This window comes from Nocardioides aurantiacus, assembly GCF_003752505.1.
GTDB classification, from domain to species: domain Bacteria; phylum Actinomycetota; class Actinomycetes; order Propionibacteriales; family Nocardioidaceae; genus Marmoricola; species Marmoricola aurantiacus.
Genome location: NZ_RKHO01000001.1, coordinates 531181 through 544403, shown reverse-complemented (window position 1 = coordinate 544403; position 13223 = coordinate 531181). Strand labels below are relative to the sequence as shown.

Sequence of the window (13223 nt, the reverse complement as noted above, 5' to 3'; positions counted from 1 at the left end):
ACTAGCACTCACATCCACCGAGTGCCAGAGCACCCCTCCCCCGCGTCGCCGTCCCCGGCCCGGACCGGTGCCCCAGCGGTGGTCCAGGATGGCCGGGTGGACCTCGACGCCTTCCGCTGGCTGCTCACCGACGACGGCCGGCGGCTGCTCGACCGGGCGACCGGTCTCGACCCGAGGTCGCTCTCGGACGCGGAGTCGCTGCGGCGTACGGCGGCCCCCGAGCACGTCGCCGCGGCGCTGACCCAGGTCGAGCTGCGGCGCCGCGCCGTGGCCAAGCTGGGCGAGGACGCCGCCCGGATGTACTTCACCCCCGACGGCCTCGAGCAGGCCACCCGCGCCCCGGTGGCCGCCCACCGCGCCGCCCGGCTGCGCGCCTCGGGGCTGCGGACCGTGGTCGACCTCGGCTGCGGCATCGGCGGCGACCTGGTCGCGCTGGCCCGGGCGGGGCTCACCGTCGCCGGCGTCGACCTCGACCCCGTGCGGGTCGAGGTCGCCCGCGCCAACCTCGCCGCGCTGGGGCTGGGCGGCGCGGTCGGCGTCGCCGACGCGACCGAGGTGGACACCACCGCCTTCGACGTGGCGTACGCCGACCCGGCCCGCCGCTCCGCCCGCGGCCGCGTCTTCGACGTCGACGGCTGGACACCGCCGTGGCCGTTCGTGCTCGACCTGCTGACCCGCGACGCCTGCGTCAAGCTCGCGCCCGGCCTCCCCCACGAGGTCGTGCCCGACGGCGTCGAGGCGGAGTGGGTCAGCGACCGCCGCGAGGTCAAGGAGGCGGTGCTGTGGTCGGGGCGGCTGGCCACCACCGCCCGGCGGGCGACCGTGATCGGCGACGGCGGCCTGGCCACGCTGACCGACGAGGACCTCCCGGCCGCGGGCTCGCTGCGCGAGGCGGACGGCCTGCCGGCGTACGTCCTGGAGCCGGACGGCGCGGTCATCCGCGCCGGCCTGGTGCAGGCGGTGGCGGCGCTGGCCGACGGGCACCTGCTGGACCCGCACATCGCCTACGTCGGCGCCCCGGCGTCGGTCGCGACGCCGTTCGCGCGCTGCTACCGCGTCGTCGAGGAGCTGCCCTACCGCGAGAAGCCGCTGCGGGCCGCGCTGCGCGAGCGGGGCGTGGGCCGGCTGACGATCAAGAAGCGCGGCGTCCAGGTGGTGCCCGAGGAGCTGCGCAGGCGGCTGGCGCTGCGCGGGACCGCCGAGGCGACCCTGGTGATGACCCGGGTCGCGGGCAAGGGCGTCGCGCTGCTGGTGGAGCCGCCGGCGTGAGCGAGTTCCCCCACGACCAGCACGCCCACCAGGACGGCGCCGCTCCCGCTCCCGCCGCCCCGACCAACCGCTGGCTGGCGCTGCTGGTGTGCTGCAGCGCGCTGTTCATGACGCTGCTCGACGTCTCCATCACCAACGTCGCGCTGCCCTCGATCAGCGACGCCACCGGAGCAGGTCCGGCCGAGCTGCAGTGGATCGTCAGCGGCTACACCCTCGCCTTCGGCCTCGTGCCGGTCCTGGCCGGGCGGCTCGGCGACGACCACGGCCGCAAGCTGATGTTCCAGGTCGGGGTGGTCGGGTTCGCGCTCACCAGCGCCGTCGCCGGGCTCGCCCCCACGCCCGAGCTGCTGATCGCCGCCCGGGTGCTGCAGGGCGTCGCGGGCGGCCTGATCAACCCGCAGGTCTCGGGCCTGATCCAGCAGATGTTCCGCGGCGAGGAGCGCGGCCGCGCGTTCGGGGCGCTGGGCACCACCGTCGGTCTCGGCGTCGCGCTGGGCCCGATGGTCGGCGGGCTGCTGATCGCGGTCGGCGGACCCGAGCTGGGCTGGCGGCTGGTGTTCTTCGTCAACGTGCCGATCGCCGTGGTGGTGCTCGTGCTGGCCCGGCGGCTGCTCCCCGAGACCCCGTCGACCGGACGCCACCGGCTCGACGTGGTCGGGTCGTTGCTGCTGGGCGCTGCCACCTTCTGCGTGCTGTTCACCGCCGTCGAGCTGGAGCGGGTCGGCCCGGTCGTGCTCGTGCTGCTCGCCCCCGCGGCGGCGCTGCTCCTCGGCTTCTACCGCCGCGAGCGGCGGCTCACCCGCGCCCGGCTCGACCCGCTGGTCGACCTGCGGCTGTTCCGGCAGCCGTCGTACACCTCCGGCGTGGTGCTGGCGCTGCTCTACTTCCCGGCGCAGGCGGGCATCCCGCTCGTGCTCACCCTCTACTTCCAGCGCGGCCTGGGCTACAGCGCGCTGCACACGGCGCTGGCGGTCACCGCGTTCGCCGTCGGCAGCGCGGTGGCCGCGCAGGCCGCCGGCCGCTTCGTCACCCGGGTCGGGCGCCCGCTCACCGTCGTGGGCACCGCGGTCTTCGGGGTCGGCGGCGTCTCGCTGGCGGTCGCGGCCCACCTCACCCCGCCCGGGGCCGCGGCGTACGCCCTGGCGGTGCCGCTGTTCCTGATGGGCGTCGGCAACGGCGCGGTGATCACGCCCAACCAGGCGCTCACCCTCGCCGAGGTCGACCCCGTCGTCGGCAGCACCGCCGGCGGCGTGCTGCAGACCGCGCAGCGGGTGGGCCTCGCCGTCGGCCAGGCGGTCATCGGCGCGGCGTTCTTCGCCGCGGTCGCGGGCCCCGGCCCCACGTCGTACGCCGCGGCGCTGGCCGTCGCGGTCGGGGTCTCGCTGTGCTTCGTGCTGGCGGCTACCTCGGTCGGCGTGCTCGAGGTGGTGCGGGAGCGGCGGACGGCGCGCGCCGGCTGAGGGCACCGACGCCGGCCACGACCAGCAGCCCCACGCCGACCCCGACGAGGTCCGCCAGGGCGTCGAGCGGGTCGCCGTGGCGCCCGATCGGGAGCAGGTGCTGGAGCACCTCGGTGCCCACGGCGTACGCCGCCAGCCCGGCGAGCAGCGGCCGCCACCCGACCCCGGCCAGCGCACCGGAGAGGGTGAGCACGCAGAAGGTCAGCGCGTGCATCACCTTGTCGTCGACGCCGGGGTCGGCGAGGTCGTCGGCCGGGGTGAGGAACGAGACCAGCGTGGCCACCAGCAGGGCGACGAAGACCGCGCGGGCGGGCAGCCGCAGCCGGGTCACCCGAGGTTGGCGCGCTCGGCACCGATCGTGGTGTCGGGCCCGTGGCCGGTGTGCACGACGGTCTCGTCGGGCAGGTCGAAGAGCTTGGTGCGGATCGAGTGCTCGATCAGGCCGGCGTCGCTGAACGACCGCCCGGTCGCGCCGGGCCCGCCCTCGAAGAGGGTGTCGCCGGTGAACACGCAGCCGAGGTCGTGGACGTAGAGGCTCACCGCGCCCGGCGCGTGGCCCGGCGTGTGGAGGACCTTGATGGAGGCGCCGGCGACCTTGACGGTCTGGCCGTCCTCGAGGTCGACGTCCCACAGGTGGTCGGTGTGGGTGAGCTCCCAGACCTCGCGGTCGGCCGGGTGCATCAGGATCGGCGCGGTGACGCGCTCGCGCAGCTCGGGCGCCACGCGGACGTGGTCGTCGTGGGCGTGGGTGGCGATGATGGCCTTGACCTGCCGGCCGCCGACCAGCGCCAGGATGTCCTCGACGCTGTGCGGGGCGTCGATGACGACGCACTCGTCGTCGTTGCCGACCACCCACAGGTTGTTGTCGACCTCGTGGGTCTCGCCGTCGAGGCTGAAGGTGCCGCTGGAGACGGCGTGGTCGATGCGCAGGGTGCTCATGGACCGAGGCTAGCGGCGGCCCGTCCCGACGGGGTCAGCAGCCGCGGCGCTCCGCCCCGGCGACCTCGAGGGGCAGCCGCCCCGGCGCGTCCCGCTCGCCGAGCAGCACGTCGACGACGGCACGGAGCGAGGCCGGCTGGTCGGAGTACGCCGCCAGCTCGACCCGCGAGGAGACCCGACCCAGGACGCCCGGCCGGTCGAGGGCCACGGTCACGTCGGCCGCGCCCGGGGTGCCGCCGCCGCTGCCGACCAGCGCCACCGTCGGGGCGTCGGCGACGACGAGCACCTGCTTGTAGACGGGCCGACGCTCGCGCACCGGGACCTCCGTGCGGACCTTGACCACCTTGACCCGCACCTTGCCCTTGACCTCGACCTTCTTGCGGACCTTGGTCACCACGGTCCTGCTGCCGACCACCACCGACCTGGAGCCCGCCCGCACCCGCTTGGTGTAGTCGCGGGCCACCGTGACGCCGCGCGCCTGGACCAGGGAGTCGAACGCGGCCACGTCGTCGGGCGCGCCGACGACGCGGACCCGGTCGCCGACCAGCCGCCCCTCGCAGGGCCCCGCCACCGAGGTGACCGAGCGCCGGGCGAGCGCGTCCGCGGCCCGGCCGCCGCTGCCCGGCGCGGCGGCGGTGCCCCGGCCGAGGCCGTGCATCGTGTCGACCATCCGGGCCGCGGCCTCGGCCAGCCGCGCGCGGGAGAGGTCGCCCTGGCGCACCGCGCGCACGATCGCGTCGCGGGCGGCGCGCGGGTCGGGCGGCATGAGCAGCACGTCGGCCCCGGCACGCAGCGCGCGCACGGCGGCCCTCGGCCCGGGGGCGAGGCGCTGCACGCCCTGCATGTCGAGCGCGTCGGTGACCACGAGGCCCTGGAAGCCGAGGTCGCGGCGCAGCAGGCCGGTGGTGACCTTGCGCGAGATGCTCGCAGGCACGCCGCGGTCGACGGCCCGCACGGCGATGTGGCCGGTCAGCACCGCGGGCGCACCGACGGGCCCGTCCCGGCCGGCGGCGACCGCGGCCTCGAACGGCACCAGGTCCCGGCGCTCGATCGACCGCAGGCCGCGGCGCTGCACGGGCAGCTCGGCGTGGCTGTCGGCGCCCAGCGACCCGTGCCCGGGGAAGTGCTTGACCACGGGCAGCACGCCGGCCGCCGCTATGCCCTCGCTTGCGGCGACGACCTGACGTGCCACCTGCTGCGGGTCGCCGCCGGCCGACCGGGAGCCGATCGCCGCGTCGCCGTCACCCACGGTGACGTCGGCCACCGGCGCGAACACGACGTCGAAGCCGAGCCCGCGCATCTCGGCGGCGCTGGCCCGGGCGGCGCGCTCGGTCAGTCCCGGGTCGTCCGCCGCACCCGCCGCCATGAACGCCGGGAAGCCGGTGCTGGGCGCCCCGACCCGGTCGACGAGCCCACCCTCCTGGTCGACCCCGACGAAGGCCGGCCAGCCCCGGCGGGCGACGACCCGGCGTACGTCGCCGTTGACGCGCCGGATCTGGTCGGTGGACTCGACGTTGCCGCTGAACGCGATCACGCCGCCGAGGTGGAGCCGGCGCACGAGCGGGGCCGGCGAGCCGGTGCCCGCCCACGAGGCGACGATCACCTGGCCCGCCTGCTCGCGCAGTGTCAGCCGGCGTACGGCCTGCTCGCCGAAGGTGGGCTCGGGCGGCCCGGCCGACGACGACGCCCGGGCGTCGGGAGCGGTGTCGCCGTCGTCGTCACCGCCGCCGCTGCACCCGGTGAGGCACAGCGACAGCGCCACGGCCCCGACGAGGAGCCGCAGCGGCGAGGACGCGGGCGTCAGAGCAGGACGACGGATCGGAGCACGTCCCCGTGGTGCATCTTCTCGAAGGCGGCCTCGACGTCGCCGATGCCGATCTCCTCGGTCACGAAGGCGTCGAGGTCGAGCCGACCCTGGCGGTAGAGGTCGACGAGCATCGGGAAGTCGCGGCTGGGCAGGCAGTCGCCGTACCAGCTCGACTTCAGCGACCCGCCGCGCCCGAAGACGTCGATGAGCGGGATCTCGGGGATCGTCATGTCGGGCGTGGGCACGCCGACGAGCACGACGGTGCCGGCGAGGTCGCGGGCGTAGAACGCCTGCTTCCAGGTCTCGGGCCGACCGACCGCGTCGATGACGACGTCGGCGCCGTTGCCGTCGGTCAGCGCCTGGATCGCCTCGACGGCGTCGGACTCCTTGCTGTTGACCGTGTGCGTCGCGCCCAGGCGCTTCGCGCCCTCGAGCTTCTTGTCGTCGAGGTCGACCGCGATGATCTTCGCCGCGCCCGCGAGCGCCGCGCCCGCGACGGCCGCCGCGCCGACGCCGCCGCAGCCGATGACGGCCACGGACATCCCGCGGCCGACGGCGCCGGTGTTGATGGCGGCACCGATGCCGGCCATCACGCCGCAGCCGAGCAGGCCGACGGCCGCCGGACGGGCCTCGGGGTCGACCTTGGTGCACTGGCCGGCCGCGACCAGGGTCTTCTCGGCGAACGCGCCGATGCCCAGGGCCGGGGACAGCTCGGTGCCGTCCTCGAGGGTCATCTTCTGGGTGGCGTTGTGGGTGGCGAAGCAGTACTGCGGCTCGCCGCGCTTGCAGGCGCGGCACTCACCGCACACCGCGCGCCAGTTGAGGACGACGAAGTCGCCGGGCGCCACCTCGGTCACGCCCTCGCCGACGGCCTCGACCACGCCCGCGGCCTCGTGGCCCAGCAGGAACGGGAACTCGTCGTTGATGCCGCCCTCGCGGTAGTGCAGGTCGGTGTGGCACACCCCGCACGCCTGCACCTGCACCAGCGCCTCCCCCGGCCCGGGGTCCGGCACGTTGATGGTGACGAGCTCGACCGGCGCTCCCTTGCTCCGGGCGATGACGGCCTTGACCTGCTGCATGGGGGCTCCTCGGGAGGGGTGGGGGCGGCGGGTCCCGCGGGCGGGGGCCCGCGGGCGGGGCGCATGTAAATCGGGGTTATGGACGCTCAACACGGGTCCTGCCGGGGCAGAACCGTCCACAACCCTGTCGGGGATGACCATAGTGAGGTCGGCCGAGCCCCTCACGCCACCCGGTGGCCGAGGCGGGCCTGGGTGGCGCGGAACTCCCGGTCGAGGCGGCGCAGCGTGTGCCTGCGTCGTACGCCGAACAGGTCGGCCCAGATCACCCGCGAGATCCCGAAGCCGAGCGAGCGCAGCCAGTCCTCGCGCTGCTTCTCCTCCCACAGTGCTCGCTCGAGGTCCTCGGCGAAGCCGCCGCGTTCGCGGCCGATGAACTTCACGTGCCCGTCGAACTCGAAGGCGTGGCCGCGCAGCAGCAGGTCCAGGTAAGCGCGCCGACCGCCCTCCTCGACCAGCACCTGGGTCTGCGGCCGGCCGTGGCCCAGCTCGATCACCAGCAGCCGGGTCAGGCTCTCCGCGATGTTGGCCGCCCCGGCATCGGCCAGGTCCACGGCCGCGCGGGCCTGCGTGACGTGGGGCCAGCTGCGCATCTGCTCGAGGACGGCCTCGAGCTCGGGCCGCCGTACGCCGCGACGCAGCACCTGGTCGCAGGCCAGCACCCCGTCCTCGGTGCCGTGCTCGCGGGCCACGTCGACGGCCGTCCGCGCGAGGTCGGTCACCCGTAGGCCCCCGACCGTCTCGACCTGGCGCTCGGGCACGTGGGCCGGATGGTGCTTGACACCGCCCTCGGTGCGCCCGCCGCGCACGTCGGGATGGCTCAGGTGGAGCAGCTCGCGCCAGTGGGGGCGGCAGTCGAGGCCGTGCACCGCGGCCGCGGAGGTGTGGCTGAAGGGGTCGTCGCGCCACGAGGTCAGGTGGGCCCCCCACACCCGCATCACGTGCCGGCCGGCGTCGTCGGCGGCCTCCCAGTGGTGACGCTCGGCGTACACCCCACGGCGGACCGGCACCCACAGCCCCCGTGGTCCGAGCGCGGTCTTGAGGCCGCGTTCGGTGGCGCCGAGGTCGAGTGCCTGGGTGCGGGTGAAGCAACCGCCCTGCTGGGCGGCGACGGCGGCGAGGTCGGGGATCATGCCGGCAGCGTCCGCGACGCGGGCGGCGAGCGGGGCGGCGTACGACGGACCTGTGGACGGCCGTGGCCCGCCGGTACCCTGGGGACGCCAGGTGGCCACCCTCCACGGGGCTCGGCCCCAGGTCGGGGCGACCACGCCGGGCCTCACTCGGACAGGCTTGTGGACGCTTTCGACCCGGCAGGACCCGTGTTGAGCGTCCATAACCCCGATTTACATGGGCCGCCCCGCGCACCCGCCTCCTACCCGGCGAGGACCTCGGTCACCGGGAGGCTCGAGTCGGCGGGGAGGTCGAGGGACGAAGGGGTGCGGCCGCGGGCGACCATCTCCGAGCCGAGGGCGGCCACCATGGCGCCGTTGTCGGTGCACAGGCCCGGGCGGGGGACGCGGACGCGGATGCCGTGGCGGGCGGCGCGCTCCTCGGTGAGGACCCGGAGCCGGGAGTTCGCGGCCACGCCGCCGCCGACCAGGATGTCCTCGATGCCGGCGGAGACGGCCGCGTCGACGGCCTTGCGGGTAAGAACGTCGCAGACGGCCTCCTGGAACGACGCGGCGACGTCGGCGACGGGCACGGGCTCGCCGGCGGCCTCGCGGGCCTGCACCCACCGCGCGACGGCGGTCTTGAGGCCGGAGAAGGAGAAGTCGAAGCGGTGCCGCTCGAGGTCGCGCCGCGAGGACAGGCCGCGGGGGAAGTCGATCGCCACCGAGGAGCCGGACCGGGCGGCGCGGTCGATGTGGGGGCCGCCGGGGAACGGCAGGCCGAGCAGCCGGGCGACCTTGTCGAAGGCCTCCCCCGCCGCGTCGTCGATGGTGGCGCCGAGCGGGGTGACCGAGGAGGTGACGTCGTCGACCCGCAGCAGCGAGGAGTGGCCCCCGGAGACCAGCATCGCCAGGCACGGGTCGGGCAGGGCGCCGTGCTCGAGCTGGTCGACGGCGACGTGGGCGGCGAGGTGGTTCACGCCGTACAGCGGCTTCTCCAGGCCCAGGGCCAGCGCCTTGGCCGCGGCGACGCCGACGAGCAGCGCGCCGGCGAGGCCGGGCCCCGAGGTGACGGCGACGGCGTCGACGTCCGACAGCGTGATCCCGGCCGTCTCGCAGGCCCGCTCCAGGGTCGGCACCATCGCCTCGAGGTGCGCCCGCGAGGCCACCTCGGGGACGACGCCGCCGAACCGGGCGTGCTCCTCCACCGAGGACGCCACGGCGTCGGCGAGCAGGGTGTGGCCGCGGACGATGCCGACGCCGGTCTCGTCGCAGGAGGTCTCGATGCCGAGCACCAGGGGCCCGGAGGAGTCGTTCACGCGTCCATCCTCCCAGCCCTGATGGTCGGCCCGGTCCCGGCGGTCGGCGCACACCGCCCGGTCCGTCGTACGACGCGCGCGTGGCAGGGTGGCCGAGGACCCCGCACCCGACCGAGAGGACCCCCGTGGACCTGCGCGACGACGCCCGGAGCCTGCACGACGACCTCGTCGACCTGCGTCGACGGCTGCACCAGGTGCCGGAGGTGGGCCTCCAGGTCCCCCGCACCCAGGAGCTCGTCCTGGCCGAGCTCGACGGCCTCGGCCTGGAGGTCTCGACCGGCACCGGCACCAGCTCGGTCACGGCCGTGCTGCGCGGCGGCGCCCGCGACGCGGCCGACCCGCGCACCGTGCTGCTGCGCGCCGACATGGACGCGCTGCCCGTCGCCGAGGAGACCGGTCTGGAGTACGCCGCGACCAACGGCGCGATGCACGCCTGCGGGCACGACCTGCACACCGCCGCGCTCCTCGGCGCGACCCGGATGCTCGTCCAGCACCGCGACCGGCTGCGCGGCGACGTGGTGCTGATGTTCCAGCCGGGCGAGGAGGGCTGGGACGGCGCCGGCGTGATGATCGACGAGGGGGTCCTCGACGCGGCCGGGCGGCGGGCGGACGCGGCGTACGGGCTGCACGTGTTCTCCGCGAGCTTCGAGCCCCACCAGTTCAGCAGCCGGCCCGGGCCGCTGATGGCGGCCTCGCACGGCCTCTACGTCACGGTGCGCGGCCAGGGCGGCCACGGCTCGATGCCGCACCGCGGCCGCGACCCGATCGCGGCGATGGCGGAGATGATCACCGCGCTGCAGACGATGGTGACGCGGCGCTTCGACGTCTTCGACCCGGTCGTGGTGACCGTCGGCATGGTCGAGGGCGGCACCCGCCGCAACGTCATCCCCGACACCGCCCGCTTCGAGGCGACCGTGCGTCGCTTCTCCGAGGCCAACCACGACCTGCTGCGCGAGCTGGTGCCCGAGGTGCTGCAGGGCGTGGCGCGAGCCCACGGGGTCGAGGTCGAGGTCGACTTCCAGGGCGAGTACCCGCTGACCGTCAACGACGCGCGGGGCGTCGAGTTCGCCTCCGGCGTGGTGCGCGAGGTGCTCGGCGAGGACCGCTGGGCCGACCTGGCCGACCCGATCCCCGGCTCGGAGGACTTCTCGCGCGTGCTGCAGGCCGTGCCCGGCGCGTTCGTCTTCCTCGGCGCCCCGCTGCCCGGCCGCGACCCGGCCACCGCGCCCAACAACCACAGCCCGCGCGCCGACTTCGACCCCGACGTGCTGCCGGACGCGGCGACGGTCTACGCCGAGCTGGCCGTACGCCGCCTCGACGAGCTCAACCCGGTCGGCTGAGGCCGAGCCCCCGCTGGAGCACCACGGCCGTCGCGCCGTCGGCGTAGTAGCGCCGGCGGCGGGCGAGCTCCTCGAACCCGTGCCGGGCGTAGAGCGCGAGCGCCGGGGCGTTGTCCTCGCGCACCTCGAGCAGCAGCCGCTCGGCCCCCGCGCCCTCGGCCTGCTCCACCACGTCCGCCAGCAGCAGCGCGGCCACCCCGTGCCGTCGCCGGTCCGGCGCCACCCCGATCCGCTGCAGCTCGGCGACGTCACCGACGGCCGAGAGCACGGCGTGGCCCACGACGACGTCGGCGGTGACCGCGACGGCGTACGACACGGTGGGCAGCCCGCCCGCCAGACCGGGCGCGACGAGGGCCTCGCCCCAGGCGTCCTCGCCCAGGCAGACCCGCTCGAGGTCGACGACGGCCGCCAGGTCGGCGTCGCGTCCCGGGCGCACGGTCACGGGAGCAGGGGGCGTGGGCACCGCACCATGGTCGCGCGGACCGCGACACGTCGTGCCGGCCACCCCATCCGGTCGCCGCACCGCACCGAACCACCGGCATGCCTCGTCCCCGCCCCGCACTGTCCTCGTTCGTCGCCGGTCTGCTCGCCGCCCTGGGCGGCACCGCCGCCGGCCACCTGGTCGCGGCGCTGACCAACCCGGCGTCCTCGCCCGTGCTCGCCGTCGGCACGGCGGTGATCAACCTGACGCCCACGCCGGTCAAGGTGTGGGCGGTGCGCGAGCTGGGCAGCGCCGACAAGCCGGTGCTGATCGGCACCGTCCTCGTGGTCGCCCTGCTCTTCGCCGGCGTGGCGGGCCTGGTGGCCCGCCGACGCTTCGGCGTCGGGGTGGCGATGCTGATGGCGCTGGTCGCCCTGGCCGGGCTGGCGGCGCTGGTGCAGCCGGCGGCCGGCCCCCTCGACGCGCTCCCGGCCGTCGCGACCGCGGTCGTCGGCCTGGCCGTGCTGGCCTTCCTGACCCGCGCGAGCGGCGGCACCGGCACCCGGGGGACCCGCATCGACACCGAGCGGCCCGCCGGTGCCAGCCGCCGCGGCTTCCTCGTCGGCGCGGGAGCCACCGCGGTGCTCGCCGCCGTCGTCGGCGGCACCGGCCAGCTGCTGATCCGGGCCAAGGAGCGGATCACCGACATCGCGCTGCCCGCGGCCCGCAAGCCCCTCGCCGCGCTGCCCGACGGCCTGGAGGTGACGTACGACGCGATCACGCCGTTCGTCACCCCGAACGCGTCGTTCTACCGCGTCGACACCAACCTGACCGTGCCCGCCGTCGACGTCGAGGGCTGGACGCTGACCATCGACGGCGACGTCGAGCGCGAGGTGACGCTGACCTTCGACGAGCTGACCACCATGGAGGTCGTCGAGAAGGACATCACCATGACCTGCGTCAGCAACGAGGTCGGCGGCAACCTGCTCGGCTCGGCCCGCTGGCTCGGCGTGCCCCTGCGCGAGGTGCTCGACCGCGCCGGCATCGACTCCACGAAGGCCGACCAGATCCTCTCCACCGCGGTCGACGGCTTCACCATCTCCACCCCGCTCGACGTCGCCCTGGACGGCCGCGACTCGCTCGTCGTGTTCGGCATGAACGGCGAGCCGCTGCCCCGCGAGCACGGCTTCCCGGTGCGGCTGCTGACCCCCGGCATCTATGGCTACGTCGGCTCGACCAAGTGGCTCGAGCGCCTCACCCTGACGACCTACGCGAAGCAGGAGGCCTACTGGACCGAGCGCAAGTGGGCCACCGACGCCCCCGTCCGCCTGTCCAGCCGCATCGACACCCCGAAGGCGCTGAACAACATCGACGCCGGCTCCACCGTGATCGGCGGCGTCGCCTGGGCCCAGCCCGACGGGATCGGATCGGTCGAGGTGCGCATCGACGACGGCGAGGGCGGCGACCTGGCGTGGCAGGAGGCGAAGCTCGGCCCCGACGCCGGCTCGGTCTACTGGCGCCAGTGGTTCCTGCCCTGGGACGCCACCCCCGGCACCTACACGCTCGCGGTGCGCGCGACGAACACCCGCGGCGAGGTGCAGACGGCCGACCGCGCGACCCCCTTCCCGGCCGGCTCGACGGGCATCCAGACCGTCGTCGTCACGGTCTCGTAGAAATTTCTTCCATCCGACCCATCCGGCACCGCCACCGCTCCGAACTGCATCACGTCACACACCGACGAAAGGCTTCGATCATGATGAACACCAAGCTCCGCCGCACCGGCCTCGCCGCCATGGCCCTCACCGTCTCGTTCGGCATGGCCGCCTGTGGCTCCTCCGACGAGGGCTCCGGCTCGTCGTCCTCCAGCTCCTCCTCGTCCTCGACCCCGAGCGAGTCCTCGAGCCCCAGCGAGTCCGCTGCCGCCACCGGCGAGTTCGGCTCCGCCTGCTCCGCCGTCCCCGCGGACGGCCCCGGCTCGTTCGAGGGCATGTCCGAGGCCCCGGTGGCCAACGCCGCCAGCGCCAACCCGGTGCTCTCGACCCTGGTCACCGCCGTGACCGAGGCCGACCTGGTCGACACGCTCAACTCGGCGCAGGACATCACCGTCTTCGCCCCGGCCAACGACGCGTTCGCCGCGGTCCCGAAGAAGGACCTGAACGCGCTGCTCGCCGACAAGCCCACGCTGACCAAGGTCCTGCAGTACCACGTGGTGCCCGGCAAGCTGGCCCCCGAGGACCTCGCCGGCACCCACAAGACCCTCGAGGGTGGCGAGGTCACCGTGGAGGGCTCCGGCGAGGAGTTCACCGTCGGTGAGAGCGACGCCAACGTGATCTGCGGCAACGTGCAGACCGCCAACGCGACCGTCTACATCATCGACGGCGTGCTCATGCCCCCGGCTGCCTGAGCAGTCGACGGACACCGAGCACCGACGTCTGCGAAAGTTGACCTGTGAATGACAGCGGGTTCCCGACCTCCGTCCCCTC

General features: G+C 75.1%; 12 protein-coding genes. 5 read left to right on the top strand and 7 right to left on the bottom strand.

What is annotated here, in order from left to right; genetic code table 11:
- Positions 1-96: 96 nt before the first annotated feature.
- Together EDD33_RS02690 and EDD33_RS02685 are read left to right on the top strand one after the other, a co-directional pair.
- Entirely contained in the window at positions 97-1269 is a 1173-nt protein-coding gene (locus tag EDD33_RS02690) for a class I SAM-dependent methyltransferase (protein ID WP_123388993.1), read from the top strand.
- Entirely contained in the window at positions 1266-2729 is a 1464-nt protein-coding gene (locus EDD33_RS02685; protein ID WP_123388992.1) for an MFS transporter, read from the top strand. Before EDD33_RS02690 ends, EDD33_RS02685 begins: the two co-directional genes overlap by 4 nt.
- Here the strand turns inward: EDD33_RS02685 and EDD33_RS02680 are convergent.
- From EDD33_RS02680 to tsaD, 6 genes are all read right to left on the bottom strand, one after another.
- Positions 2671-3060: a VanZ family protein gene (locus tag EDD33_RS02680; RefSeq protein WP_123388991.1), complete on the bottom strand. Its 390-nt coding sequence runs from the start codon at positions 3058-3060 to the stop codon at positions 2671-2673. The two genes, EDD33_RS02685 and EDD33_RS02680, sit on opposite strands and share 59 nt — an antisense overlap.
- Complete coding sequence (locus EDD33_RS02675; protein WP_123388990.1) at positions 3057-3668, bottom strand: MBL fold metallo-hydrolase; 612 nt, start codon at positions 3666-3668, stop codon at positions 3057-3059. Before EDD33_RS02675 ends, EDD33_RS02680 begins: the two co-directional genes overlap by 4 nt.
- Before the next feature lie 34 nt (positions 3669-3702).
- A complete protein-coding gene (locus EDD33_RS19620; protein ID WP_170169679.1) occupies positions 3703-5430 on the bottom strand; it encodes a glycoside hydrolase family 3 protein in 1728 nt (575 codons plus the stop codon).
- Positions 5431-5468: 38 nt separating this feature from the next.
- Complete coding sequence (locus EDD33_RS02660; RefSeq protein ID WP_123388988.1) at positions 5469-6554, bottom strand: S-(hydroxymethyl)mycothiol dehydrogenase; 1086 nt, start codon at positions 6552-6554, stop codon at positions 5469-5471.
- A gap of 161 nt (positions 6555-6715) precedes the next feature.
- Positions 6716-7684 (bottom strand): type IV toxin-antitoxin system AbiEi family antitoxin domain-containing protein, encoded by a 969-nt coding sequence (locus EDD33_RS02655; protein ID WP_123388987.1) that lies wholly within the window; start codon positions 7682-7684, stop codon positions 6716-6718.
- A gap of 239 nt (positions 7685-7923) precedes the next feature.
- Positions 7924-8979, bottom strand: coding sequence for a tRNA (adenosine(37)-N6)-threonylcarbamoyltransferase complex transferase subunit TsaD (tsaD, locus tag EDD33_RS02650; protein ID WP_123388986.1), 1056 nt, complete (start codon positions 8977-8979; stop codon positions 7924-7926).
- Between the two features lie 125 nt (positions 8980-9104).
- On the opposite strand from tsaD, the gene EDD33_RS02645 reads away from it, so the two are divergent.
- Positions 9105-10319 (top strand): M20 metallopeptidase family protein, encoded by a 1215-nt coding sequence (locus tag EDD33_RS02645; RefSeq protein ID WP_123388985.1) that lies wholly within the window; start codon positions 9105-9107, stop codon positions 10317-10319.
- On the opposite strand, the gene rimI is transcribed toward EDD33_RS02645, so the two are convergent.
- Entirely contained in the window at positions 10303-10782 is a 480-nt protein-coding gene (rimI, locus tag EDD33_RS02640) for a ribosomal protein S18-alanine N-acetyltransferase (protein ID WP_246003327.1), read from the bottom strand. The two genes, EDD33_RS02645 and rimI, sit on opposite strands and share 17 nt — an antisense overlap.
- A gap of 77 nt (positions 10783-10859) precedes the next feature.
- Between rimI and EDD33_RS02635 the strand changes: the two genes are divergently transcribed.
- Both EDD33_RS02635 and EDD33_RS02630 read left to right on the top strand, forming a co-directional pair.
- Positions 10860-12413: a molybdopterin-dependent oxidoreductase gene (locus EDD33_RS02635; protein WP_123388983.1), complete on the top strand. Its 1554-nt coding sequence runs from the start codon at positions 10860-10862 to the stop codon at positions 12411-12413.
- Between the two features lie 80 nt (positions 12414-12493).
- On the top strand, positions 12494-13144 hold the full coding sequence (locus EDD33_RS02630) for a fasciclin domain-containing protein (RefSeq protein ID WP_123388982.1): 651 nt from the start codon (positions 12494-12496) through the stop codon (positions 13142-13144).
- Positions 13145-13223 lie beyond the last annotated feature (79 nt).